The sequence below is a fragment of the Massilia sp. PWRC2 genome, assembly GCF_049896725.1.
In the GTDB taxonomy this organism is placed as follows: domain Bacteria; phylum Pseudomonadota; class Gammaproteobacteria; order Burkholderiales; family Burkholderiaceae_D; genus JAFCUW01.
This window is the reverse complement of the sequence record NZ_JAFCUW010000004.1, coordinates 98,347-122,005: the sequence shown is the minus strand read 5'-3', so window position 1 is coordinate 122,005 and position 23,659 is coordinate 98,347. Positions and strand designations below refer to the sequence as shown.

At 63.5% G+C, this 23,659-nt stretch carries 20 protein-coding genes and 1 tRNA gene; 12 read left to right on the top strand and 9 right to left on the bottom strand.

The genetic code is table 11. The features are described 5' to 3' along the window. Window positions 1–107: 107 nt before the first annotated feature. The 6 genes from clpX to ACP7BZ_RS10020 all read right to left on the bottom strand — a co-directional run bounded on the left by clpX (window position 108) and on the right by ACP7BZ_RS10020 (window position 8,116). The gene (gene clpX, locus ACP7BZ_RS10045; RefSeq protein ID WP_426112625.1) at window positions 108–1,379 is read right to left on the bottom strand and encodes an ATP-dependent Clp protease ATP-binding subunit ClpX; all 1,272 of its coding nucleotides are present in this window, start codon (window positions 1,377–1,379) and stop codon (window positions 108–110) included. A gap of 150 nt (window positions 1,380–1,529) precedes the next feature. Beyond that, window positions 1,530–2,147: an ATP-dependent Clp endopeptidase proteolytic subunit ClpP gene (gene clpP / locus ACP7BZ_RS10040; protein WP_426112623.1), complete on the bottom strand. Its 618-nt coding sequence runs from the start codon at window positions 2,145–2,147 to the stop codon at window positions 1,530–1,532. 58 nt (window positions 2,148–2,205) lie between these two features. Beyond that, window positions 2,206–3,546 carry a trigger factor gene (gene tig / locus ACP7BZ_RS10035; RefSeq protein WP_426112621.1) on the bottom strand — a complete coding sequence of 447 codons (1,341 nt, stop codon included), beginning with the start codon at window positions 3,544–3,546 and terminating at the stop codon, window positions 2,206–2,208. A gap of 35 nt (window positions 3,547–3,581) precedes the next feature. Beyond that, window positions 3,582–3,668, bottom strand: a tRNA-Leu gene (locus tag ACP7BZ_RS10030). A 174-nt stretch (window positions 3,669–3,842) separates the two neighbouring features. Then, window positions 3,843–6,944: an efflux RND transporter permease subunit gene (locus tag ACP7BZ_RS10025; RefSeq protein ID WP_426113080.1), complete on the bottom strand. Its 3,102-nt coding sequence runs from the start codon at window positions 6,942–6,944 to the stop codon at window positions 3,843–3,845. 14 nt (window positions 6,945–6,958) lie between these two features. Further along, window positions 6,959–8,116, bottom strand: a complete 1,158-nt coding sequence (locus ACP7BZ_RS10020; RefSeq protein ID WP_426112619.1) for an efflux RND transporter periplasmic adaptor subunit — start codon at window positions 8,114–8,116, stop codon at window positions 6,959–6,961. A 161-nt stretch (window positions 8,117–8,277) separates the two neighbouring features. Here ACP7BZ_RS10020 and hpnC point away from each other — a divergent pair, with 161 nt between their 5' ends. From hpnC to ACP7BZ_RS09995, 5 genes are all read left to right on the top strand, one after another. Continuing rightward, window positions 8,278–9,108 (top strand): squalene synthase HpnC, encoded by an 831-nt coding sequence (gene hpnC / locus ACP7BZ_RS10015; RefSeq protein ID WP_426112617.1) that lies wholly within the window; start codon window positions 8,278–8,280, stop codon window positions 9,106–9,108. A gap of 51 nt (window positions 9,109–9,159) precedes the next feature. Further along, complete coding sequence (gene hpnD, locus ACP7BZ_RS10010) at window positions 9,160–10,011, top strand: presqualene diphosphate synthase HpnD (RefSeq protein ID WP_426112615.1); 852 nt, start codon at window positions 9,160–9,162, stop codon at window positions 10,009–10,011. A gap of 15 nt (window positions 10,012–10,026) precedes the next feature. Then, on the top strand, window positions 10,027–11,382 hold the full coding sequence (gene hpnE, locus ACP7BZ_RS10005; protein ID WP_426112613.1) for a hydroxysqualene dehydroxylase HpnE: 1,356 nt from the start codon (window positions 10,027–10,029) through the stop codon (window positions 11,380–11,382). Between the two features lie 297 nt (window positions 11,383–11,679). After that, the gene (locus ACP7BZ_RS10000) at window positions 11,680–12,516 is read left to right on the top strand and encodes a DUF1700 domain-containing protein (protein ID WP_426112611.1); all 837 of its coding nucleotides are present in this window, start codon (window positions 11,680–11,682) and stop codon (window positions 12,514–12,516) included. Window positions 12,517–12,528: 12 nt separating this feature from the next. After that, on the top strand, window positions 12,529–13,338 hold the full coding sequence (locus ACP7BZ_RS09995; RefSeq protein ID WP_426112609.1) for a head GIN domain-containing protein: 810 nt from the start codon (window positions 12,529–12,531) through the stop codon (window positions 13,336–13,338). Here ACP7BZ_RS09995 and ACP7BZ_RS09990 read toward each other — a convergent pair. Then, window positions 13,326–14,567, bottom strand: a complete 1,242-nt coding sequence (locus ACP7BZ_RS09990) for a TIGR03862 family flavoprotein (protein WP_426112607.1) — start codon at window positions 14,565–14,567, stop codon at window positions 13,326–13,328. The genes ACP7BZ_RS09995 and ACP7BZ_RS09990 overlap by 13 nt on opposite strands. Before the next feature lie 143 nt (window positions 14,568–14,710). On the opposite strand from ACP7BZ_RS09990, the gene ACP7BZ_RS09985 reads away from it, so the two are divergent. The 3 genes from ACP7BZ_RS09985 to ACP7BZ_RS09975 are packed head-to-tail and all read left to right on the top strand — an operon-like array spanning window position 14,711 to window position 16,316. After that, window positions 14,711–15,127 carry a hypothetical protein gene (locus ACP7BZ_RS09985; protein WP_426112605.1) on the top strand — a complete coding sequence of 139 codons (417 nt, stop codon included), beginning with the start codon at window positions 14,711–14,713 and terminating at the stop codon, window positions 15,125–15,127. Window positions 15,128–15,132: 5 nt separating this feature from the next. Further along, on the top strand, window positions 15,133–15,339 hold the full coding sequence (locus ACP7BZ_RS09980; RefSeq protein ID WP_426112603.1) for a helix-turn-helix transcriptional regulator: 207 nt from the start codon (window positions 15,133–15,135) through the stop codon (window positions 15,337–15,339). Window positions 15,340–15,356: 17 nt separating this feature from the next. Further along, window positions 15,357–16,316 carry an alpha/beta fold hydrolase gene (locus ACP7BZ_RS09975; RefSeq protein ID WP_426112601.1) on the top strand — a complete coding sequence of 320 codons (960 nt, stop codon included), beginning with the start codon at window positions 15,357–15,359 and terminating at the stop codon, window positions 16,314–16,316. A 1-nt stretch (window position 16,317) separates the two neighbouring features. Here the strand turns inward: ACP7BZ_RS09975 and ACP7BZ_RS09970 are convergent, their stop codons facing one another. After that, window positions 16,318–17,985 carry an alkaline phosphatase family protein gene (locus tag ACP7BZ_RS09970; protein ID WP_426112599.1) on the bottom strand — a complete coding sequence of 556 codons (1,668 nt, stop codon included), beginning with the start codon at window positions 17,983–17,985 and terminating at the stop codon, window positions 16,318–16,320. A gap of 94 nt (window positions 17,986–18,079) precedes the next feature. Continuing rightward, a complete protein-coding gene (locus tag ACP7BZ_RS09965; RefSeq protein WP_426112597.1) occupies window positions 18,080–18,739 on the bottom strand; it encodes a GntR family transcriptional regulator in 660 nt (219 codons plus the stop codon). A 202-nt stretch (window positions 18,740–18,941) separates the two neighbouring features. Here ACP7BZ_RS09965 and dctP point away from each other — a divergent pair, with 202 nt between their 5' ends. Genes dctP through mdcA form a run of 4 tightly spaced genes read left to right on the top strand, consistent with a single transcriptional unit; the run spans window position 18,942 to window position 23,653 of the window. Further along, window positions 18,942–19,961, top strand: a complete 1,020-nt coding sequence (gene dctP / locus ACP7BZ_RS09960; RefSeq protein WP_426112595.1) for a TRAP transporter substrate-binding protein DctP — start codon at window positions 18,942–18,944, stop codon at window positions 19,959–19,961. A 55-nt stretch (window positions 19,962–20,016) separates the two neighbouring features. Continuing rightward, the gene (locus ACP7BZ_RS09955; RefSeq protein WP_426112593.1) at window positions 20,017–20,622 is read left to right on the top strand and encodes a TRAP transporter small permease; all 606 of its coding nucleotides are present in this window, start codon (window positions 20,017–20,019) and stop codon (window positions 20,620–20,622) included. Continuing rightward, window positions 20,619–21,968 (top strand): TRAP transporter large permease, encoded by a 1,350-nt coding sequence (locus ACP7BZ_RS09950; RefSeq protein WP_426112591.1) that lies wholly within the window; start codon window positions 20,619–20,621, stop codon window positions 21,966–21,968. Before ACP7BZ_RS09955 ends, ACP7BZ_RS09950 begins: the two co-directional genes overlap by 4 nt. Further along, a complete protein-coding gene (gene mdcA / locus ACP7BZ_RS09945; protein ID WP_426112589.1) occupies window positions 21,968–23,653 on the top strand; it encodes a malonate decarboxylase subunit alpha in 1,686 nt (561 codons plus the stop codon). Before ACP7BZ_RS09950 ends, mdcA begins: the two co-directional genes overlap by 1 nt. Window positions 23,654–23,659: the final 6 nt, after the last annotated feature.

Below are 23,659 nucleotides of genomic sequence, written 5' to 3'. Positions count from 1 at the left end.
GTCCGCGAGTGGCTTTTCGATTGAAGCCGGCTTCTTTTATTGAGATAAATTGTACCGCCAAGAATTAGCGCGCAACACCCTTTTTGTTGTGTGCGCGCATGAAATTCTTAATTTTCTCCAGAGGCTTTCGCGGTTTCACTGTAAATCAGCAAAGGTTTTGCGCCGTTCGTGATCGTATTTTCATCAATCACCACTTTGACGACATTTTGCTCCGTTGGCAGTTCATACATCACATCGAGCAATGCGTGTTCGAGAATCGAACGCAAACCGCGCGCGCCGGTCTTGCGCGCCAATGCTTTGCGGGCAATGGCGTGCATGGCCGCCGGACGAATTTCCAATTCCGCGCCTTCCATTTCCAGTAATTTGGAATACTGTTTGATCAATGCATTTTTCGGCTCGACCAAAATCTGGATCAGCGCATCTTCGGTCAGTTCAGCCAGCGTGGCGACCACCGGCAGGCGGCCCACCAGCTCGGGAATCAGGCCGAACTTGATCAAGTCTTCCGGCTCGGCTTCGAGCAGGATATCCGAAGCGGCGCGCTGGCTCTGGCTCTTGACCGCAGCCGAAAAACCAATGCCCCCCTTGTCGGAACGGTTTTGAATGATCTTTACCAGGCCATCAAAGGCGCCACCACAGATGAACATGATGTTGGTGGTATCGATCTGCACGAAGTCCTGGTTTGGATGCTTGCGCCCGCCCTGCGGCGGCACCGAGGCCATGGTGCCTTCGATCAATTTCAGCAGCGCCTGCTGCACGCCCTCACCGGAGACGTCCCGGGTGATCGATGGATTGTCCGACTTGCGCGAAATTTTATCGATTTCATCGATGTAGACGATGCCGCGCTGGGCCTTCTCGACATCGTAGTTGCAGCTTTGCAGCAGCTTCTGGATGATGTTCTCGACGTCTTCACCGACATAGCCCGCTTCGGTCAGGGTGGTGGCGTCAGCGATGACGAAGGGCACGTTGAGCATGCGCGCCAGTGTCTGCGCCAGCAAGGTCTTGCCGGAGCCGGTCGGGCCCACCAGCAGGATGTTCGACTTGGCCAGTTCGACGTCGTCTTTCTTGCCCAGATACTTGAGGCGCTTGTAGTGGTTGTACACCGCCACCGACAGGATGCGCTTGGCCGTTTGCTGGCCGATCACATATTGATCGAGCAAGGCGGCGATCTCATGGGGCGTCGGTAAATCCGACTTGGCGCTGCCCGTCACGCTTTCCACGCTCGAAGTCTCGTCGCGGATGATGTCGTTGCACAAATCGATGCACTCATCGCAAATGAACACGGACGGTCCTGCGATGAGCTTCTTGACTTCGTGCTGGCTCTTGCCGCAAAACGAGCAGTACAGGAGTTTTTCGCCGCTGGAGGATTTTTTGTCTGACATGAGCAGGGGTCTCGTCGTTTGTCGCTAATGATTGCTATATGGGTAACTTTAATTCAGTCACGCATCTATCATGCTAACCGAAATAAAAATGAAACGCCCGAACGTTTGAAGCGCCCGGGCGTTTTTTGACAACAGCGCGGCGAAGGTGTCTTATGCGCGCTTGGTCAATACTGAATCGATCAGGCCATAATCGGCCGCTTCGTCACCGGACATGAAACGATCGCGGTCGGTATCACGGTGAATCTGTTCGATGGTTTTACCGGTAGCATCGGCGAGGATCTTGTTCAGACGCTCACGCAGGTAAAGGATTTCCTTGGCCTGGATTTCGATATCCGAGGCCTGCCCTTGCGAGCCACCCGATGGCTGGTGAATCATGATGCGCGAGTTGGGCAGCGAAAAACGCTTGCCCTTGGCGCCAGCGGCGAGCAGGAATGCGCCCATCGAGGCGGCCATACCGGTGCACAGGGTGGAGACGTCAGGCTTGATGAAATTCATGGTGTCGAAAATCGCCAGGCCTGCCGACACCGAACCACCCGGTGAATTGATGTACAGGGAAATATCCTTGTCAGGATTTTCGCTCTCAAGGAACAGCAACTGCGCCACAATCAGGTTGGCCATCTGGTCGTTGACCGGGCCCACCATGAAAATCACGCGCTCCTTGAGCAGGCGCGAATAAATGTCGTAGGAACGTTCCCCGCGACCGCTTTGTTCGACCACCATCGGAATGAGGCCGAGTGCTTGTGTGTCCAATGCCGGATTATGATTCATCGCTATTTCCTTGTCTGCGGTGGCGAGTGCTGAACAGTTCCAGCACTCTAGCCCACCCTTACGCTTGTGGGTTGCTTCCCATCAACTCATCGAACGCCACTGGCTTGGCCGTGACTTTCGCTTTACCGAGGACGTAGTTGACGACGTTTTCTTCTAATACAAGGGCTTCGACTTCGGCCAGGCGATTGCGGTCGCCGTAGTAGTACTTCAGCACTTCTTTCGGGTCTTCGTAGCTCTGGGCGAAATCTTCGATCTGCGCCTTGACCTGCTCAGGGGTGGCGTGCAACTTGTGCTCGCTAACCAGTTGCGACAGGATCAGACCGAGGCGCACGCGACGCTCGGCCTTGGTGGCGAACAGTTCGACCGGGAACGGCATGTTCTTAACGTCCATGCCGCGCTGGGACATGTCCTGGCGGGTCATTTCGGCGAGGCGCTCGGAATCCTGGGCGATCATCACTTTCGGCACATCCATCTCGGTGACCTTGACCAGGGCATCCATGACGGCTTCCTTGTTGCGCGCCTTGACGCGGCCGGCAACTTCACGCTCGAGGTTGACCTTGATGTCGTCGCGCATCTTGGCGACGTCGCCGTCTTCGATGCCCAGCGACTTGGCGAACTCGGCATCCACTTCGGGCAGGTGGGCCCACTCGAGGCCTTGCAGGGTGATGGTGAAGTCGGCAGTTTTGCCGGCCACATCTTTACCGTGGTAGTCCTCGGGGAAGGCCAGCGGGAACGTTTTTGCTTCGCCCACTTTGAGGCCGATGGTGGCCGCTTCAAATTCCGGTAACATGCGGCCTTCGCCCAGCACAAAGGCGTAGCCGTCAGCTTTGCCGCCTGGGAATTCAACGCCGTCGATAACGCCGGTGAAGTCCACGGTGACCTTGTCGCCAGCGGCAGCAATTGCTGCACCGCCGTCGCCGTGTTCGCCCTGTTCACCCTTGGTGTGGTAATGCACGCGCTGCTTGCGCAGGATGTCGATGGTCTTGTCGATTTCAGCATCGGAGACGTCGGCCTTGACGGTTTCGATGTCGACGCCTTCGAGTTCGCCAACCTTGACTTCAGGATAGACTTCAAAAGTCGCATCGAAGCTCAGGGTGCCTTCGGCGCTGTCTTCTTTTGGTTCGATTTTCGGAAAACCGGCCACCCGCAGTTGCTGTTCGTTGGCAGCGGCGTTGAAGGCACGGCCGACTTTGTCGTTGAGGACGTCGGACTCGATCTGGTAGCCGTATTGGGCGGCAACCATCTTCAAAGGCACCTTGCCAGGACGGAAGCCCGGGGCCTTGGCCGTTTTGGCCTGCTGTTTCAAGCGCTTTTCAACTTCCGTACGGACGTCAGCCAGCGGAAAAGAGATCGTCATGCGACGCTCGAGTTTACCCAGGGTTTCGACTGCAGTTGCCATTGTAAAATTCGTCCAAAAAAAGTGTCTAATATTCGTGGTGCGAGGAGGGGGACTCGAACCCCCACACCATTGCTGGCGTCAGGACCTAAACCTGGTGCGTCTACCAATTTCGCCATCCTCGCGGGATCGCAGCCGGTCTTTGCCGGATGCACCTGGTCGGCCGCCTGAGGTTGCCCTGTGTTGGCCGCCGGATCAACCCGGTATTTTACTGGAATTTTTGTCACCACAGTGCACTTTGTGTCAGCCACGACCCGGCCGCCGGCGCTCGCCGCGATCTGGCCGGCGCGACAGAGGCGTCAGGTGCCCCTGCCGCCCTGCGTTTGCGGGCGCTTGACGCCAAACCAGGCTGCATACAAAGCCGGCAGAAATAGCAGGGTCAATGCCGTGGCAACCACCAGGCCACCCATGATGGCGACCGCCATCGGCCCCCAAAACACCGAGCGCGACAGTGGAATCATGGCCAGCGCCGCTGCCGCCGCCGTCAGGATGATGGGCCGGCAGCGTCGCACTGCCGCTTCGACAATGGCGGTCCACGGCGGCGTACCGCGGGCAATATCGTGCTCGATCTGGTCGACCAGGATCACCGAATTGCGGATGATCATGCCAAACAGGGCGATCACCCCGAGGTTGGCGACAAAGCCGAACGGCCGGTGCAGGATCAGCAGCGCCATGGCGGCGCCGGCCACCCCCAGCGGCCCCGTCAGAAACACCATCAGCGCCCGCGAAAAGCTGTGCAGCTGCAGCATCAACAGGGTAAATACAATAAACAGTACCAGCGGCACATTGGCAGTGATCGAAGCCTCGGCCGCCTTCGAATCGGCTGCGCTGCCCGACAGGGCGATGCTGTAGCCGGCTGGCAGGCGGGCAATCAGGGGCGCCAGCTTGTCCATCACCTGGGTCGACACGGTCGGCCCCTGGATGCCATCGACGACGTCGGACTGCACCGTGATGGCCCATTCGCGCCCCTCGCGCCAGACCACGCCCGGCTCCCACACGAAGCGGGCGCGGGCAATTTGCGAGATGGTCACGCTCTTGCCGCTGGCGGTCAGGATGGTCGAATCGTTGAGCACCGACATGGTGGCGCGCTCTTCGAACGGTTCGCGCATGACGATGTCGATTAATTTATTGTCTTCGCGGAACTGGCCAATGGTGGTACCGGACAGGGTGGTGTTGGCCGCCCGCGCCACTGACTGCGAACTGATGCCCAGCGCGCGCAGCTTGTCCTGATCGAGGTCGAGCCGCACCACCTTGATCGACTCGTTCCAATTGTCATTGACGCCCAGCGCATTCGGATTGGCGCGCAGCACGTCCTTGACTTCGTCGGCCAGCCGGCGCGTGGTGGCAATATCGGGGCCGGCCACCAGGAACTGCACCGGGTACGGCACCGGCGGCCCGTTCGGCAACAGTTTGACGCGCCCGCGCACCTCGGGAAAGCCGTCCTTGAAAGCGCCAATGATTTTTTTACGCAGCACTTCGCGCGCCGCCAGGTCACGCGGCAACACGACGATTTGCGAGACATTCGTCTGCGGGAAAATCTGGTCGAGCGGCAGATAGAAACGGGGACTGCCCGTGCCGACGTAGCTGGTGACGCTCTCGACCCCGGCCTGGGCGCGAATAAACGCCTCGAATTTTTTCGCCTGTGCTTCGTTGGCGGCAAAGGTGGTGCCTTCGGGCGACCACATCTCGACCATCAGCTCGCGCCGGCTGGAATCGGGGAAAAACTGTTTTTCGATAAAATTAAAACCAAACACGCCCAGGCCCACCACCGCCAGGGTGATGGCGATGGTCACTTTGCGCCATTCGACGCAGGTATCGACCAGGTGCCGGAAGCGTTGAAAGCCCGGCGTATTAAATACCTCGTGGCCACCGTCGGCGGCCGCATGGGGCCTGACTTTCAATAGCAAAAAGCCAATATACGGCGTGAACATGACCGCCGCCACCCACGACACCAGCAGCGCGATGGTATTGACTGAAAACATGGTGAAGGTGTATTCACCGGCGGTCGACCTGGCCAGCCCGATCGGTAAAAAGCCGGCCGCCGTGATCAGGGTGCCGGTCAGCATGGGGATCGCCGTCGAGGTGTAAGCGAAGCTGGCTGCATCCAGCCGGGACATGCCCTCCTCCATCTTGCGCACCATCATTTCGACGGCAATGATGGCATCGTCCACCAGCAGGCCGAGGGCAATGATCAGGGCGCCGAGCGAAATCTTGTGGAGGTCGATGGAAAACACATTCATGAACAGGAAAGTGATCGCCAGCACCAGGGGAATCGTCAGGGCCACCACCAGCCCCGGCCGCATGTCGAGACGGAACGGCCGCGTTTGCAAGCCCAGTGCCACAAAACTGACCGCCAGCACGATCAATACGGCTTCGATCAAGGTATGGACAAATTCGCTGACCGACTCGGTGACGGCGCGCGGCTGGTCTGACACGCGGTGCAGCTCGATACCAACCGGCAGTTCTTTCTTGATCCGCGCCAGCGTCGCCTCCAGTCCCTTGCCCATCTCGATGATGTTGCCGCCCTTTTCCATCGACAGGCCCAGGCCGATCACTTCGTGACCGTTAAAGCGCATCTTGTCCTGCGGCGGATCGCTGTAGCCGCGCGTGATGGTGGCGATGTCGCCCAGCCGCACGCTGTTGGCGCCTTCGCGCAGCTTGACCTCTGCCAGATTGTCGATGGTGGCCAGCGCCCCCGTCACCCGCACCTGCAGATTGTCGGTGGGGGTGACCAGCACGCCGGTCGATTCGATGGCGTTTTGCGCATTGATCTGCGCCACGATGCTGTCGAACGGCAATCCCAGCTGGGCAAATTTGCTGCGCGAAATGGTGATATTGATCTTTTCGTCCTGCACGCCGAACTGCTCGACCTTCGCCACCATCGGCACCCGCAGCAGTTGCTGGCGGACGAAATCGGCATACTGTTTGACGTCGGCATAACTAAACCCATCGCCCGACAGCGCCACGATGGAGCCATAGGTGTCGCCGAACTCATCGTTCACGAACGGCCCCAGCATGCCCGGCGGCAGGGTCCTGGCGATGTCGCCGAGTTTCTTGCGTACCTGGTAGAAGGCGGTGGCGGTGTCGCGCGGCGAGGTCGATTCGCGCAGTTGCAGGATGATCAGGGTCTCGCCCGGCTTTGAATAGCTCTTGATCTTGTCGATGTTCGGGGTTTCCTGCAGTTTGCGCTCGAGCTTGTCAGTGACTTGCTCGGCCATCTGCACGGCGGTGGCGCCGGGCCACTTGGCGGTGACCACCATGTTGCGGAAAGTGAACGGCGGATCTTCGTCCTGACCCAGCTTGCCGTAGCTGACCAGCCCGCCAATTAGCAGGGCGGCGATCAGGTAGCGCGTCAGGGGAATGTGTTCGAGCGCCCAGCGCGATAAATTAAAGCCCCGCATGGGATTCAAGCCGCTCATGGCGCCGCCCTCGGCGTCGCTGCTGCCGCTGGTGCCGCTGGTGCCACCGTCTCGGCCAGCAGGCGCACCTTCTGGCCATTCTTTAACAGGTTGGCGCCGGCCGTCACCACGGTCTGGCCCGGCTTGACGCCGGCGATCAGTTGGACGTCATTGCCGGCCACCCCGCCTATGACCACCGGCACCAGCCGGACGGCGCCCTGCTCGACCACCCACACCGAGGTGACGTTGCGCTCCTGGTTGAGCGCCGTTAGCGGCACGGTGATGCGCGGCGTCGCCGTGCTGGCCGCAAACAGCACCTGCGCCGTCTGTCCCAGCTTGACGTCGGCCGCGGCGCTGGCAATGGCCACCTTGAACTGGTAGGTGCGGGTGGCGGGATCGGCCATCGGCGCCACTTCGCGCACCTTGCCGGGAATCACCAGGCCGGGCGTTGCCCACAAGCGCACGCTGACATCCTCGACCTGGCGCAGCTGTTCAACCTTGTCTTCCGGCACGCCGATCACCACTTCCTTTTCGCCCGAGCGCGCCACCCTCACCACCGGGCTGCCAGCGGCGACCACCTGCCCCACCTCGGCATCGACGGCCGTGACGACGCCGTCGCCATCGGCCACCAGGGTGGCGTAGGCGGCCTGGTTGGCCTGCCCCCGATAAGCGGCCTGGGCGGCGTCAACGTTGGCCTGGGCTGCCATGAAGGCCGCCATCTTGGCGTCGATCACGGCCTGGCTGACAAAATTCTGTACGCGCAACTCCTGGTAGCGCTTCGCTTCTGCCTTGGCCAGGTCGCGGTTGGTCTCGGCAGCGCGCAGGCTGGCCTGGGCCTGCGCCTGCCCGAGCCGCAAGTCTTGCGGATCGAGCTGCATCAGCACCTGGCCGCGCTGGACGACAGCGCCCACATCGACCTTGCGCGAAGTAATCTTGCCGCCCACCTGGAATCCCAGTTTCGATTCGATGCGCGGGCGTACCTCGCCCGCATATTCGGCGCTGATATCGACATTGCTGGCAGACAGTACCATGGTGCGCACGGGGCGAATCTCTTCGGCTTGTTCGGCCGGCTTCGAGCAGGCGCACAGCAGCGCTGCGATGGACCCGGAACAAACCGCAGCCAGCAGTGCGGTCAGGGTCGGTGGCGTCGAGCGGATGGCTTTCGGGGCGGACACGATGTTTTCCTTTAAGATGCGCTTTGCAATGGACACGTTGACAACAGGGAAAGGCGGCGCAAGCCAAACTGTCCCAAGCGGGCCGTAAATTTCCTGATTGTAATTATATTCCCTAAACTTCGACAAAATGACTAAGCAGTCAGCAACTTTGAGCAATTAATATGGCCGTTGACCACTACGAGAACTTCCCGGTTGCCTCGATTTTGTTGCCACGTCGGCTAGTGCCAGCCGTCGAAGCGATTTATGCCTTCGCCCGCAGTGCCGACGATATCGCCGACGAGGGCGACGCCAGCGATGGCGAACGGCTGGCCGCGCTGGCCGCTTACCGCGCCGAGCTTGGCCGCATCGGCAGCGGCGCCGCCCCTCTGACGCCGCTGTTCCAGGCGCTGGCGGCGGTGGTCGCCCAGTACGACTTGTCCCTGGCGCCGTTCAACGACTTGTTATCGGCGTTCGAGCAAGACATCGTCGTCAAATCGTACGCGCACTTCGACGCCCTGCTCGACTACTGCCGCCGTTCGGCCAACCCGGTCGGCCGCTTGATGCTGGCGCTGTATCAAGAGAGCACGCCGGCGCGGCTGGTGCAGGCAGACGCCATCTGCTCGGCGCTGCAACTGATCAATTTTTTGCAGGATGTTGCAGTCGACCGTCTGAAGGGCCGCATTTATATACCACTGGACGATTTGCGCCGCCACGGCGTCGATCCGGCCGCGCTGGCCAACTGGCGCGCCGGTCCCGCCTGGAGCGCGCTGATGGCGTTTGAAGTGGCGCGCGCACGCGCGCTGATGCAGGCCGGGGCGCCGCTGGCGCTCCACTTGCCGGGCCGCATCGGCTGGGAATTGCGGCTGGTGGTGCAAGGCGGTTTGCGCATTCTCGAGCGCATCGAAGCGGCCAGCTACGACGTCTTCGAGCAGCGTCCCGTGCTGGCCTGGCGCGACTGGTGCGCCATCGCCGGGCGCGCGCTCACCATGGGCCGCCGCCTGCCTATAGAATAGCGGCTGAGCCAACCTGCAACCTGTTCAAGCAATCCAATTTCGAAGCCTGCCATGTCCCCCGACGAATACTGCCATCAAAAGACCGTCCAGAGCGGCTCCAGTTTTTATTACAGCTTCCTGTTCCTGCCACCCGAGCGGCGCCGTGCGATCACCGCGCTGTATGCATTTTGCCGCGAAGTGGACGACACCGTCGACGAAACCAGTGACGAATCGATCGCCCGCATCAAGCTGGCCTGGTGGCGCACCGAGGTGGCCGCCTTGTACAAGGGCGGCGCCGGCGGCGCTGCTGCGGCCACTCACCCGGTCATGCTGGCCCTGCAACCACACCTGGCCGTCTACGACCTGCGCCAGGAACACCTGCTGGCCATTATCGATGGCATGGAAATGGACCTGAACCAGTCGCGCTACCTCGACTATCCGGCCCTGAAGACGTATTGCTGGCACGTGGCCAGCGTGGTTGGCATCCTGTCGGCCAGCATCTTTGGGGTCACCGATGCGCGCACCCTGGCGTATGCCGAAAAGCTGGGCCTGGCCTTCCAGCTCACCAACATCATCCGCGATGTGGGCGAAGACGCCCGCAAGGGCCGCATTTATTTGCCGATCAGCGAGCTGCAGCAGTTCGGCGTCACCGCCGCTGACCTGCTCAACGCCCGCCACAGCGACAAGTTCGAGCAGTTGATGGCGTACCAGGCTGCGCGCGCCCACGCCACCTACGACGAAGCCTACGCGCTGCTGCCGGCGGCCGACCGCCGCGCCCAGCGTCCCGGCCTGATGATGGCGGCAATTTATCGCGCCGTACTCGTTGAGGTCGAGCGCGACCACTATCACGTGCTCACCCAGCGCATTTCACTGCCCCCCCTGCGCAAGCTGTGGCTGGCGTGGAAGACCTATGTGCGCGGCTGACGCGGCGTTGGCATCGTGAAGGGGCGTGCCGCCAGCGCCGCTGGCAAACGCTACGCCGTCATCGGCGGCGGCTGGGCCGGTTGCGCCGCCGCTGTCGAACTGGCCGGCGCCGGCCACCGGGTCACCCTGTTCGAAGCGGCGCGCACGCTGGGTGGACGGGCGCGCGCCGTCAGCGTAAAAACCAGCGGCGCTGAGCGCGTCGACCTCGACAACGGCCAGCACATTCTGCTGGGCGCGTATGCCGCCACCCTGGCCCTGCTGGCGCGCCTTGGCATCGAACGGCGCGACGCCTTTCTGACCCTGCCCCTGCAGATGCGCTATCCGCAAGGCGGCTTGGACGGCGGCATGGATTTTATTGCCCCGCACTTGCCGGCGCCGCTGCACCTGTTCGTCGCCCTGCTGCGCGCGCGCGGGCTGAGCGCGGCCGATAAACTGTCGCTGGCACGCTTTTCTACCACCGCGCGCTGGATGGGCTGGACCTTGCACCACGACTGCAGCGTCAGCGAACTGCTCGAGCGCTTCGACCAGACCGCCCGCCTGACCGCCCTGCTGTGGCGTCCGCTGTGCCTCGCCGCCCTCAATACTGCCCCTGGGCGCGCTTCGGCACAGGTGTTTTTGGCCGTGCTGCGCGACAGCCTCGGCGCGCACCGCGCCGCCTCCGACATGCTGCTGCCGCGCGTGAATCTATCGGCCCTGATGCCGCAGGCGGCGGCGCGCTATGTCGAGCAGCGCGGCGGCGCCGTGCGCTTGGGCGCTGGCGTGCGCAGCGTGGTCGCCGCCAGCGCCGGCGCCGGCTGGCGCGTCGACGATGGCGCATTTGACGGCGTGGTGCTGGCGACCGCGCCGGCCGCCGCCGCCGCGCTGCTGCCGCCCGGGTCACGCCAGGTGCGTGCCCAGCTGGACGGCTTCGACTACGAGGCCATTACCACCTGCTACCTGCAGTACGCAACCGATCTGGCGCTGCCGCTGCCGTTTTGCGCCCTGCTCGACGACCCGCTGCAGGGCCGCCATGGCCAGTTCGTGTTCGACCGCGGCCAACTCGATTCATCGCAGGCGGGCTTGCTGGCGGTGGTGATCAGCGCATCGGCCGGCGCCGCCGCTGTCGGCCAGGCCGAGCTGGCCCGCTTGCTGGCGGCGCAGCTGGCGGCCGCTTTTGGGGTGGCGGCGCTGGCCGCTCCCCGCTGGCACCAGGTGATCACGGAAAAGCGCGCCACCTTTGCCTGCCGTCCGGCCTTGCTGCGGCCATCCCATGCCAGCGGCCTGCCAGCGCTGGTGCTGGCAGGCGATTACACGGCCGGCGACTACCCGGCCACCCTGGAAAGTGCCGTGCGCAGCGGCGTTGGCGCCGCCCGCCTGCTGGCGGCCGCGTGACGGCGGCCACTTCGCTCCGGCGGCGGGCCGCTGCCCCGCCCGGCCGCGCTGGCGGCCGCCTGCGCCGCCAATCATGCAGCCTGTCGCACGGCGCTGGCCGCGCGCCGGCGCCAGCGTTACAGTGCCAGCATCGACAACAGCCCCGCCAAGTGCACTGCCATGAGAACCCGACTATCCCTGTATGCCCTCGGCGTGCTTGCCCTGTGTACCGTCGCCACCGCGCTGATCGTGCGGCAGGCGCACCTGCTGTGCGGCGTCTCCCTGTGATGTGGCGGCACCATCCGCGCGAGGACATCCATGGGCAAGCTTGACTACCTCGATGCCTTGAAGCGCGCCATGACGGGACTGGCGCCGGCGGTGCAGGCGAAGACGCTGGCTTATTACGAGCAGCGCTTCGTCGACGGCATCAATGCCGGCCGCAGCGAAGCGGCAGTCGCCGCCGAACTCGACGAGCCGAAAAAAATCGCCATGACCCTGCGCGCCAGCGCGCACATGGCAGCGTTCGACCAGCAGCGCAGTCCCGCCAGCGTGGTGCGCATGCTGGTTTCCGGGCTGGGCCTGACGATTTTCAATTTGCTGATGGTGGTGCCAGCGGCGGTCTATCTGACGCTGCTGACGGCGCTCTACACGGTGGCACTGGCCATCTACATCATCGGCATCGCCGTCACCGCCAGCAGTCTGACCGGTGCCAATGAACTGGTGCTCAACCGGCCGTTTGGCATCGTCTTATCGAACGACGGCGATGGCAGCGAACGGCTGGCGCAGACCCATGTCATCATCAGTGAACGCGGCATCACCGTCAAAAACGACCGGCGCGAAGCCGCGCCTGAAGCGGCCGCCGATGCAGATACCGACGCCGACGCTGAGGCCGATGCCGATGCCGATGCCGATGCCGACAGCGTGCGCCCGCGGCCGTCGCAGGTCATGCAGCGTGCCGAGGATGTGACGGCGCGGCCATTGCGCATCACTACCGATGTCGGCAGCGGCTCGCGCGCCACCCAGACCGCCTTCGGACTGCTGATGGTGGTCGGCGCCATTGTGCTGTTTTTAGTCAGCCTGGTGGTCAGCAAATATACCTTGCTGGGCCTCCGGCGCTACCTGCAAATGAATCTTTCGCTGCTCAAGGGCAGCTAAACGGGAGCGGCCATGCGGTCATTGTTGAAGGTGGGAGCGAGTTTATTACTGCTGGCGTTCGTGTTGATCGGCCTGTCCTACAGCATGCTCAAGGCCCAGGGCATCAATAGCCCGGTGACCGCCAGCGCCAGAACCGCCGACAGCGAAACGCGGCCGGTGGCGGCCAGCGTGGTCGAAATCGACCTCGACGGGCCGATCGACCTGACGCTGCGCCAGGGCGCGCTGGCCTCGCTGCAGGTCAAGGGCGAACGCCGCCTGCTCGGCAATATCGACACCAGCAGCAGCGACGGCGTACTGCACATCCGCACCACCGGCATGCTGCTGCATCACCGCCTGCCGCTGCAAGTGGTGCTGGTGCTGCCGGCACTGCGCGAACTGCGCGTGCGTGGCAGCGGCGACAGCACCGTCAATGGTTTTTCCGGCGACGCCATCGCCGTCCACATGGAAGGCACCGGCAGCGTCGAGTTCAATGGCCGCTACCGCCAGGTCGACGCCAGTGTGCGCGGCAGCGGCGCGCTCGAGATGAATGGTGGCGCCAGCGGCAAGGTCGATGTGCGCGTCGAAGGCTCGGGCACGCTCACCGTGGTCGGTTCAAGCACACAACTCGATGCCATCCTGGCCGGTTCCGGTGAATTGAACGCGCGCCACCTGCGCGCCCAGGTGGTCCAGCTCGACCTGATGGGCTCAGGTAGCGCCGAACTGACTGCCAGCCGCCGGCTGGTAGCGAATGTGCGCGGCAGCGGCAGCGTGACGGTGTATGGCAAACCGGCCGACCGCAATGTGGCAGTGCAGGGTTCGGGCGACGTCAGCTACGAGGATTGAGATGCGCCCTCGAGCCAGGCCAGCGCTCCCTGCGCGGCTGCGCGGCCGCTGGCAAAGCAGGCGGTGAGCAGGTAGCCGCCGGTGGGCGCCTCCCAGTCGACCATCTCGCCACAGGCGAACACGCCGGGCACGGCGCGCAGCATGGCATGCTCGTCGAGGGCCTCGAAGGCGATGCCGCCAGCGCTGCTGATGGCTTCATCGAGGGGGCGCGGGCGCTGCAACAGCAGCGGCAAACGCTTGATGGCGGCCGCCAGCGTGGCGGGGTCGGCATACTGCTCGCGGTCCAGGCACTCATGCAGCAATCCCGATTTGACGCCCTTGATACCGAGCCGGCCTTGCAGGTGACTCGACAGCGAACGCGAGCCGCGAGGGTGCGCCACTTCGGCCGCCACCCGCGCGGCGCTAAAATCAGGCGCCAGGTCGAGCCAGATGGTGGCGCTGCCGTCGACGGCGATCTGCTGGCGCAGCGGCGCCGACAGCGCGTAAATCAGGCTGCCCTCGACACCGTGCGCGGTGATGACGAACTGCCCCTTGTGCGCCGCTTCGGCAAGCGCTGCCGTCGCCACCGCCACCGTCAGCAGCGGCGCGCCCGCATAGCGCTGACGAAAATGCGCGCTCCAGTCGACTTCAAAACCGCAGTTGGACGGCTGCAGATCACGTACCTCGACGTTCATCTGACGCAGCGGCGCCACCCAGGCACCATCGGAACCGAGCCGCTGCCAGCTGCCGCCGCCCATGGCCAGGATGACGGCGTCGAAGCGGGCCTCGACCACGCCATCGGGGGTACTGAAACGCAGCGCATTTCTGTCGAAGGCAATACAGCGGTGCCGCATGTGAAAGCGCACGCCACCGTGGCGCAGGCGCTGCAGCCACGCGCGCAGCAGCGGCGCCGCCTTCATATCGGCGGGGAACACGCGGCCCGAGCTGCCGACGAAGGTGGCAATGCCAAGGCCGTGTATCCATTCGCGCACGGCGCCGCCGTCGAAGTGGGCCAGCCACTGTCCCACCTGCGGCGCGCGCTCGCGGTAGCGCGCCGTGAATGGGGTCAGCGCTTCCGAGTGGGTGATGTTCATGCCGCCCTTACCGGCGAGCAGAAATTTGCGCCCTACCGAGGGCATGGCGTCGTACAGGTCGACGCCGATGCCGGCAGCAGCGAGCACTTCGGCCGCCATCAGGCCGGCGGGGCCGCCGCCGATGATGGCGACGCGGGAACGTGAACGAGCTGACATGCGCAGATGGGGAAGGTGGCAGGCGAGCATTGTAGTGCAATCGCCGCAGAACCAACAGCGCAGAAAACGATGTAAAGGTTGCTTGACATCGGCTCACTGCCTGCCTAATATGTAAAGCATACTTTACAACAGGGAGAGAAAACATGGAACGCGAATTTTCCGCCAAACGTGGCCGCAAGGAGCAGCGTACCTACAGCGTCTACCGCCGCGAACTGGTGCTGGCGATCGTGGTGTACATCGTGCTGCTGGTCGGCGCCATCCTGCTGGCGCGGCCGATGGAGGAAGGCCTGGTGCGCACGCTGCTGCTGCTCGCGCCCATGCTCGGCTTCGGCCTGATGATCCGCGCCATTGTCCGCCACGTCGCCCGCATCGACGAATACCAGCGCCTGCGCCTGCTCGAATCGTTTTCGATCGCCATGGCGATCACCGCCGCGGTCAGCTTCAGCTACGGTTTTCTGGAGACGGCCGGCTTTCCCCTGCTGTCGATGTTCTGGGTATGGATCGTGATGGGATCGTCGTGGGGCCTGGTTGGCATGGTGCGCCGCCTGCTGGGGCGCTAACGGCCATGAACAATATCATTCGCCAGCTGCGCGCCGACCAGGGCTGGAGCCAGGCCCACCTGGCCGACCTGCTCGATGTCTCGCGCCAGACCATCAACGCCCTCGAGACGGGCCGCTACGATCCCAGCCTGCCATTGGCGTTTGCCATTGCACGCCTGTTCCAACAACCACTCGAAGTGATTTTTCAACCCGCAGTGCACACCGACCTTTAACCTGCTCAGGAGTCCCCATGAACCGTTTAGCCTTCACCTTTGCCATCATGGTTGCGATTTTTACCGCCGCCTTTTGCAACAGCGCCAGGGCCGCCACGGCGGCGCCGGCGAATCGCTACGTCGCCAGCGAAGTGCCGGTCGAGCGCTTCGAAGCCGGCATTCTGGCCGTTGAGCGCCACGGCGGTGGCGACAGCCGTGGCGTGGCGCTGATCCTGGTGCCGGGCCTTTCCAGCGGCGCCTGGGCATGGCAGGATACCGTGCGGCGTTTGAAGGCCAGCCACGCCATCTACGTTGTCACCCTGCCCGGCTTCGACGGCCGCCCGGCGCTGGCCGCCAGCGCCGGGCCGGTCTTGCCGAAGGTCCGTGCTGCGCTGCGCCAGCTAATCGCCGAACGCCATCTCGATCAGCCGGTGATCATTGGCCACAGCCTGGGGGCGACGCTCGCCATCGGTCTGGCAGAAGAACACCCGGGCCTGCTGCGCGCGGTGGTGGCCATCGATGGGTTGGCGGTCATGCCGGGTACCGAGAACACCCCGCCGGCCATGCGTGCGCAGATGGCAGCGGCGCTCAAGGCACGCATGGGCCATCCCGATGGGGTCAGCTTTGCCGAGGGTCAGCAGCAATACATGCGCACCGTCGGCGTCACCGATGGCGTCATGGCCGACCAGCTGGCGCAGCTGTCGGCACGCAGCGATGCGCACGCTGTCATCGACATCATGGCCGAGGTGCTAGAGCAGGACTTGCGCGCGATGCTGCCAAAGATCAACGTGCCGCTGCTGCTGGTGGCGCCGTACTATCAGCCCGACGCCGTGCAGCGCGGCTTGAGCGAAGAGATGGTCAAACAATACTATGCGAGCCTGATGGCCGGCACGCCAGTGCTGACGGTGGTATCGATCGCGCCGTCGCGCCATTTCGTCATGTTCGATCAGCCGGCCGCGCTGGCGCGAGCGATCGACGCCTTCATCGCGCCGCTGTGATTTAGTACAGCAACTCCGTCAGTACGCGCCCTTCCGACGCTGCTGGCGGACGCACCTTGAGCAGGTGTGCCAGGGTCGGCGCCAAATCGACCACTTCGGCATACTGACCATAGTCACCGGGGCGAATCCAGCGGCGTCCCATCAGCAGCAGCGGCACATTGGTGTCGTAGGCATACGGCGTGCCGTGCGAGGCGCCGGTGCTGCCGCCGCCAAAGAACACATACGGTTTGGTCACCACCATCAAATCGCCCGACAGCTGGCGGTGCCAGGCGCGCCGCATCAACAGGTCCATGCGGGTGGGCGTGGCAGCGCCCCCTTCGAACTGCGAGCGGGTGTAGACCTGGGCGATGCCTTTTTGTTCGAGCAAAAAGCGCGCCGCTGCATTTTCGACAGCCGCGCGGGTCAAGCCCTTCGCTTCGATCTGGGCGTAATCAAGGTACAGATTGGGCAGCACGGCGGCGCGGACGGCATTGGTGAGGGCGAATTTGCTTAACAGGTGGGCGTTCAGATCGGCCAGCAGCGGTTTCGAAGCGATGCGCATGGCGTCGATATGACGCGCCTGCGAAAACTCGGGGGCGTTGGTAAAGCCGTGATCGGCCGTCAGCACCACCAGAAAATTGTCCTCGCCCAGGCGGCTGTCGAGGAAGCTGAAGAAACCGGCCAGCATGCGATCGAGCCGCTGCAGGTGGTCGTGTGACATGCGGCTCTCGGGGCCATATTTATGGTTGACGTAGTCGTGCGCCGACAGGCTCACGCCGAGCAGGTCGGGTACGCCGGCCGGGTTGCGGCCCAGGTTTTCACCCTCGACTGCGGCGCGCGCGAAGTCGAGCGTCAACTGGTCGAGGAAGGGACTGGTTTTCAGGTTCAGATAATAGTCGCCATCGCGCGCGCCGCTGTTGCTGTTCATGGTCAGCGGGAAGCGGTTGGCCGCCCGCGGGATGACGTCGTCGGGAGCGTCGCCCGCATAAGCGCTGTCGGCCAGCAGCGGGGTCCAGCTCTTGCCAAAATAACGGTCCTGCGGCTTGCCGGCGGCGTAATCCTGTACCCACTGCGGGTGCGCCGGCATATAGAAGCTGCTGCTGGCGAAGTTGCCGCTGCCTTCCATGTACATATAGGCAGTACCGGTTTTACCGGCCAGCAGGATGGCGCCGCGGTCCTTGCCCGACACCGTCAGCACGCGCGCGGCATTGCCGGTGGCGTAGCGCAGCTGGTCGCCGAGGGTGTCGACGCGCAGGTTTTTCGGCGAAGTGCCGTCTTCAGGCCGGGTGCTCTCGCCGATATAGGTGCTGGCATGGTCTTCAGTGCAGTACACGCTCTTGCCACTGACGGGGTCGATCCAGTCATTGCCGATGATGCCGTGCTGGTAGGGGTAAGCACCGGTCAGCACCGCTGTGTGCCCGACCGCGGTGACGGTGATGCCATGGGCCTGGTGGGCGTTGCTGAAGGACGCGCCGTCAGCGAGCAGGCGCTTGAAGCCGCCCTCGCCCAATTGCGCCCGGTAGCGCGTGAGCTGCTCGTTGGGCAGCCCATCGACCACCATCACCACCACCAGCTTGGGCAGCGGCGCCGGGGCCGATTCGGCTGCGGCCGCGGCCAGCAGCGGCGCAGCCAGTGCGAATGTCAGAAAAACCGCGCTGGCGCGCGGCAGGAAGCGAAAACGATTGGTCATGGCAGCGGAACATTCAAAGAGTGAGCGCAGTAGCGACCCACCACCATAGTGAAACCGGAGGCGTCCGTCAATGTTTACAGGCCGGGGCCGGGGCCTAGGCCTGCGGCGGCGGCAGTGACGCCATCAGGTCGGCGAAGCGCTCGCCCTGGATCATCACGTGGTCACGCGCCAGCCGCGCTGCCAGCTCGCCGTCGCCGTCGACGATGGCGTCGACCAGCGCCGCGTGCTCGGCGAACGAGGCGCCGACCCGGTTACGCACGCGCAGCTGCAGGCGCCGATACGGCCGCAGGCGGCGCGACAGCGCCAGCGCCTGGTCGATCAGGAACTGGTTGTGGCTGCCGGCGTAGATCGCATGATGGAACGCTTCGTTGCGGTAGTAATAGTCGTCGGCGTCGGCGTCAACGCTGACGCTGGCCGCTTCGCAGGCCGCATGCACCGCGCGCAGCGCAGCGCGCTCGGCCTCGTTCATGCGGCGCGCACCAAGGCGCGCGCAGACCGCTTCGAGCTCCGACATGGTCTCGAACATTTCCACCAGCTGGCGCGGCCCCAGCTCGGCCACCACGGCACCACGGCGCGGACGGATCACCACCAAGCCCATCGACGCCAGCTGGATCAGGGTCTCGCGGATCGGCGTGCGCGACACGCCAAAGCGGGCCGCCAGCTCGGTCTCGTCGAGATGCTGGCCGGGCGCCAGGGTGCCGACGGCGATCAGTTCTTCGATCGCTTCGCGCAGCTGGGTGGAACGGTTACTCATTCTTCATCCGATTTAACAATTGGGTTGCCTTAAATCACATTCCGCTTGACATTGTATTTTTTATGTTTAGTCTTGTATACATAAAAACAGACACAAAAATACCGAAGAGTGAAGTGTTAACAAAGCTGTACGAACTCAATTGCCGCGCGGTCCTCAACCGTCGACGCAGCGCGGATCACGAAAACCATCTTGGAGGATGACAATGACCAATACCGCCCGCCGCGCAGTCATCGGCGCACTCGCGACCAGCCCGTTCTGGATGCACAATGCCTTTGCCCAGGCCCCCACTACCCTGAAAATTTCACACCAGTTCCCCGGCGGTACCGTCGCCGAGGGGGACTTCCGCGACCGCCTGTGCCAGATGTTCGCCGCCGAGGTGGAAAAACGCAGCAAGGGTGCGCTGAAATTCGAGATCTATGCCGGCTCGTCGCTGATGAAAACCAACGCGCAGTTCTCGTCGATGCGCAAGGGCGCTCTCGACATGTCGCTGGTGCCGCTGTCGTATGCGGGCGGTGAAGTCCCCGAGGTCAATATCGGCCTGATGCCGGGCCTGGTCACCTCCTACGAACAGGGCTATGGCTGGAAGAACGCCGAAGTGGGCAAGGAGCTCAATCGCATCCTGCTGGAGAAGGGCATCGTGCTGGTGTCGTGGATCTGGCAGGCCGGCGGCGTCGCTTCGCGCACCAAGCCGATTATCCAGCCGGAAGATGCCAAGGGCATGAAGGTGCGCGGCGGATCGCGCGAAATGGACTTGATGCTCAAGGCTGCCGGCGCCGCCGTGGTCACGCTGCCATCGAATGAAATCTACGCCGCCATGCAAACGGGCGCGATGGAAGCGGCCTTGACGTCGTCGACCTCGCTGATTTCGTTCCGTCTGGCCGAAGTATCGAAGGCGCTCACCACGGGACGCAACGGCGCCTACTGGTTCATGTTCGAGCCCTTGATGATGTCGAAGGCGGTGTTCGACAAATTGACCAAGGAGCAGCAAGCCTTGATTTTGACGGTGGGCGGCGAACTCGAAGCGTTTGCCCGCAAGGCCGCGCAGCAGGACGATTCGGCTGTCGCCGCCGTCTACGCCAAGGCGGGCGCCAAGGTGGTCGATCTCAATCCCGACATCGTCAAGAAATGGCAGGCGATCGCCCGCACCAACGTGTGGAAAGACTACGCCGACAAGAATGCCAACTGTGCCAAGTTGCTGGCGCTGGCAGAAAAGACGCTGTGATGAAAGGCGCCTTGACTGTTCCCTTGGTCCTGATGGTCACGCCGGCGGCGCAGTCATGAGCCACGGCTTCGAGATGCCACCGGTCGGCGGCAAGGCGGTCGGTCCCGCCGTGCCCGAGCAGCCGGCGCTGGCAGCCTTTTCACGGCTGCTCGACGCCTTCAACAAGGCGCTGCTGCGCCTGTCGATGGCGGCGCTGGTGTTGACAGCATTGATTCTCACCTACTCGGTGGTGGTGCGCTATTTTTTCAGAACCCCTACCGACTGGCAGGATGAAGCATCGATGTTCATGCTGGTCGGCGCCACCTTTTTTTGCACGGCGTACGTGCAGTCGTTTCGCGGCCATATCGGCATCGAAGCGCTGTCATCGATCCTGCCGGCACGGGTCAACGCCGTGCGGCTGTTTGTCGTCGACCTGATCTCGCTGGTGTTCTGCGCTTTCTTTTCGTGGAAGTCATGGACCCTGTGGCATGAAGCATGGGTCGATGGCATGACCACCTCGTCGACCTTTGCCCCGCCCCTTTGGATTCCCTACGCCATGATGGCCTTTGGGATGAGCGTGCTGACCCTGCAAATTTTGGTGCAGGTGTTGACCCACCTGACCAACCGCCGCCAGCACCGCGCCAGCGAAGCTGCTACCCACCCCGAACGGAGCCTGCCATGAGCCCCCTGACCATGGGCGCCCTGTACGGCGTCGTCACCCTGATCGTCATGTTCTCCGGCATGCCGATCGCCTTCGCGCTGGGCGTGGTGGCCAGCAGCTTCATGTATTTTTTCATGCCGGCTTCTTCGCTCGACACCATCACCCAGAACGTCTACGAAGAGATGGCATCGATCACCCTGCTGTCGATCCCCCTGTTCATTCTGAAGGGCGCGGCGATCGGCAAGTCACCGGCCGGCAAGGACCTGTATTCGGCCATCCACACCTGGTTGCACAAGGTGCCGGGCGGGCTCGGTATCGCCAACGTGTTTGCCTGCGCCCTGTTTGCCGCCATGGCCGGTTCTTCGCCGGCGACCTGTTCGGCGATTGGCTCGGCCGGCATTCCAGAGATGCGCCGGCGTGGTTACTCGCCCGGTTTCGCTGCCGGCATCATCGCCGCTGGCGGCACCCTCGGCATCCTGCTGCCGCCATCGATCACCATGATCCTCTACGCGGTGGCAGCCGAACAGTCGCTCGGTCGCCTGTTCCTCGCCGGGATCGGCCCCGGCATGCTGCTGGTGGGCCTGTTCGCCAGTTATGCCGTCTACAAGGCGCGCAAGGAATATGCGCTGGCCAAGGCCATTTATGAAGGGGGCGGCGTCAAATCGGCCTACCTGGAGACGGAGCATTTTACGCTCGCCCAGAAAGTTGAAATGCTGCCGCGCGTGCTGCCTTTCGTGATCCTGCTGATCGGCGTGATGGTGGCCCTGTACGGCGGTTACGCCACCCCGTCCGAAACGGCAGGCCTGGGCGCGCTGCTGGCGATGGTCTTGATCGCCATCGTCTACCAGGTCTGGCGCCCGCGCGACCTGGCGCCGATCCTCAGCTCGACCCTGAAGGAATCGACCATGCTGCTGCTGATCATCGGCATGTCGCTGTTTTATTCCTACGTGATGAGCTACCTGCACATCAGCCAGTCGGCAGCGCAGTGGGTGGTCGACATGCATCTGTCGCGCTGGCTGCTGCTGGCGGTGATCCTGCTGATGGTGATCGTGTTCGGCTTTTTTCTGCCGCCGGTGTCGATCATCCTGATGACGGCGCCAATCATCCTGCCCCCCTTGAAGGCGGCCGGTTTCGACCTGATCTGGTTTGGCATCGTCATGACGGTGGTCATGGAGATGGGCCTGATCCACCCGCCGGTGGGCCTGAATATTTTTGTGATAAAAAATATCGCGCCCGACATCCCCTTAAAAGATGTCATCTGGGGCGTGATGCCCTTTGTTGGCCTGATGTTCGTCGCCGTCCTCCTGCTCTGCCTGTTCCCCGGCATTGCTACCAGCCTGCCTGACGCGCTGATGGGAGCGAAATAATGCACGCCGGTCGCCCCCCTACCGGCTGGAATACGCTGGCACAAAATCGCGATGCGCGGCTGGCCCGCGCTGCGGCCACTATCGCCGATGCGATCGATGGCAGGATGGATGGCAAAATTGTGCCGGCAGCGCGCCTGGCCGACCTGCTGTACGCCGTGCTCGAATGCGGCGACCGCGTTTGCCTGGAAGGGAATAACCAGAAGCAGGCGGACTTTTTGGCGCGCGCACTGGCCGCGCTCGACCCGCAGCGGATCAACCACCTGCACATGCTGCAGTCGGTGCTGGCGCTGCCGGAACACCTCGACGTCTTCGAGCGCGGCGTCGCCGACCGCCTCGATTTTTCCTTCTCCGGACCGCAGGCGGGCCGGGTAGCACGGCTGGTCGCCAGCGGCAAGCTCAATATCGGCGCCATCCACACTTACCTGGAGCTGTTCAGCCGCTACTTTATCGACCTGGCGCCGCGCGTCTGCCTGGTCGCAGCCGAAGCGGCCGACCGCCATGGCAACCTGTACACCGGGCCGAATACCGAAGACACCCCGGCCATCGTCGAGGCGACCGCATTTAAAAACGGCATCGTCATCGTCCAGGTCAACCGCATCGTCGACGTCCTGCCGCGCGTCGACATCCCTGGCGACTGGGTCGACTTCGTGGTGGCCTCGCCCGAGCCGTATTACATCGAGCCGCTGTTTACCCGTGACCCCGCGCTGATCTCGGAAATCCAGGTGTTGATGGCGATGATGGCGATCAAGGGCATCTATGCCGAGTACGGCGTGCAGCGGCTCAACCACGGCATTGGTTTCGACACTGCCGCCATCGAACTGCTGCTGCCCACTTACGGCCAATCGCTCGGTTTGAAAGGCAAGATCTGCCGTCACTGGGCCTTAAATCCCCACCCTGCCCTGATCCCGGCCATCGAAGCGGGTTTTGTCGAGACCGTCCATTCGTTCGGCTCCGAGCTGGGCATGGAAGAATACATCCGTGCGCGGCCGGACGTATTTGCCGTCGGCCCCGATGGCAGCATGCGCAGCAACCGCGCGCTGTGCCAGGCCGCCGGTCACTACGCCTGCGACATGTTCATCGGCTCGACCCTGCAGATCGACATGCAGGGCAATTCGTCGACCGCCACGGTGGGCCGGATCGCCGGCTTCGGTGGCGCCTCCAACATGGGCGCCGATGCGCGCGGCCGCCGCCACGCCAGCCCGGCGTGGCTGAAAGCGGGCCAGCAGGCGCGCGCCGGCAGCGGCCAGATCCCGCGCGGCCAGAAGCTGGTGGTGCAGATCGTCGAAACCTTTCGCGAACACATGCAGCCGGCGTTTGTCGAGCGCCTCGACGCCTGGGAGCTGGCCGAGCAGGCTGGCTTTGCCATCCCGCCGGTGATGATTTACGGTGACGACGTCACCCACATCCTCACCGAGGAAGGCATCGCCAACCTGCTGCTGTGCCGCGGCGAAGAAGAACGCGAGCAGGCCATCCGTGGCGTCGCCGGCTACACCGCAGTCGGCCTGGCGCGCGACAAGCGCATGGTGGAAAACCTGCGCGACCGCGGTGTCATCACGCGCGCCGAAGACCTCGGCATCGACAAGCGGCGGGCCACCCGCGACCTGCTGGCAGCCCGCAATATGAAAGACCTGGTGCGCGCGTCGGGCGGCTTGTACGAGCCGCCGCGCCGTTTCAGGAACTGGTGAGGACAT

Bases quoted from the DNA above. Each gene is read 5' to 3' on its own strand.
- clpX (WP_426112625.1), bottom strand. From the start codon at position 1,379: ATGTCAGACAAAAAATCCTCCAGCGGCGAAAAACTCCTGTACTGCTCG.
- clpP (WP_426112623.1), bottom strand. From the start codon at position 2,147: ATGAATCATAATCCGGCATTGGACACACAAGCACTCGGCCTCATTCCG.
- tig (WP_426112621.1), bottom strand. From the start codon at position 3,546: ATGGCAACTGCAGTCGAAACCCTGGGTAAACTCGAGCGTCGCATGACG.
- ACP7BZ_RS10025 (WP_426113080.1), bottom strand. From the start codon at position 6,944: ATGCGGGGCTTTAATTTATCGCGCTGGGCGCTCGAACACATTCCCCTG.
- hpnC (WP_426112617.1), top strand. From the start codon at position 8,278: ATGGCCGTTGACCACTACGAGAACTTCCCGGTTGCCTCGATTTTGTTG.
- hpnD (WP_426112615.1), top strand. From the start codon at position 9,160: ATGTCCCCCGACGAATACTGCCATCAAAAGACCGTCCAGAGCGGCTCC.
- ACP7BZ_RS10000 (WP_426112611.1), top strand. From the start codon at position 11,680: ATGGGCAAGCTTGACTACCTCGATGCCTTGAAGCGCGCCATGACGGGA.
- ACP7BZ_RS09995 (WP_426112609.1), top strand. From the start codon at position 12,529: ATGCGGTCATTGTTGAAGGTGGGAGCGAGTTTATTACTGCTGGCGTTC.
- ACP7BZ_RS09990 (WP_426112607.1), bottom strand. From the start codon at position 14,567: ATGTCAGCTCGTTCACGTTCCCGCGTCGCCATCATCGGCGGCGGCCCC.
- ACP7BZ_RS09985 (WP_426112605.1), top strand. From the start codon at position 14,711: ATGGAACGCGAATTTTCCGCCAAACGTGGCCGCAAGGAGCAGCGTACC.
- ACP7BZ_RS09980 (WP_426112603.1), top strand. From the start codon at position 15,133: ATGAACAATATCATTCGCCAGCTGCGCGCCGACCAGGGCTGGAGCCAG.
- ACP7BZ_RS09975 (WP_426112601.1), top strand. From the start codon at position 15,357: ATGAACCGTTTAGCCTTCACCTTTGCCATCATGGTTGCGATTTTTACC.
- ACP7BZ_RS09970 (WP_426112599.1), bottom strand. From the start codon at position 17,985: ATGACCAATCGTTTTCGCTTCCTGCCGCGCGCCAGCGCGGTTTTTCTG.
- ACP7BZ_RS09965 (WP_426112597.1), bottom strand. From the start codon at position 18,739: ATGAGTAACCGTTCCACCCAGCTGCGCGAAGCGATCGAAGAACTGATC.
- dctP (WP_426112595.1), top strand. From the start codon at position 18,942: ATGACCAATACCGCCCGCCGCGCAGTCATCGGCGCACTCGCGACCAGC.
- ACP7BZ_RS09955 (WP_426112593.1), top strand. From the start codon at position 20,017: ATGAGCCACGGCTTCGAGATGCCACCGGTCGGCGGCAAGGCGGTCGGT.
- ACP7BZ_RS09950 (WP_426112591.1), top strand. From the start codon at position 20,619: ATGAGCCCCCTGACCATGGGCGCCCTGTACGGCGTCGTCACCCTGATC.
- mdcA (WP_426112589.1), top strand. From the start codon at position 21,968: ATGCACGCCGGTCGCCCCCCTACCGGCTGGAATACGCTGGCACAAAAT.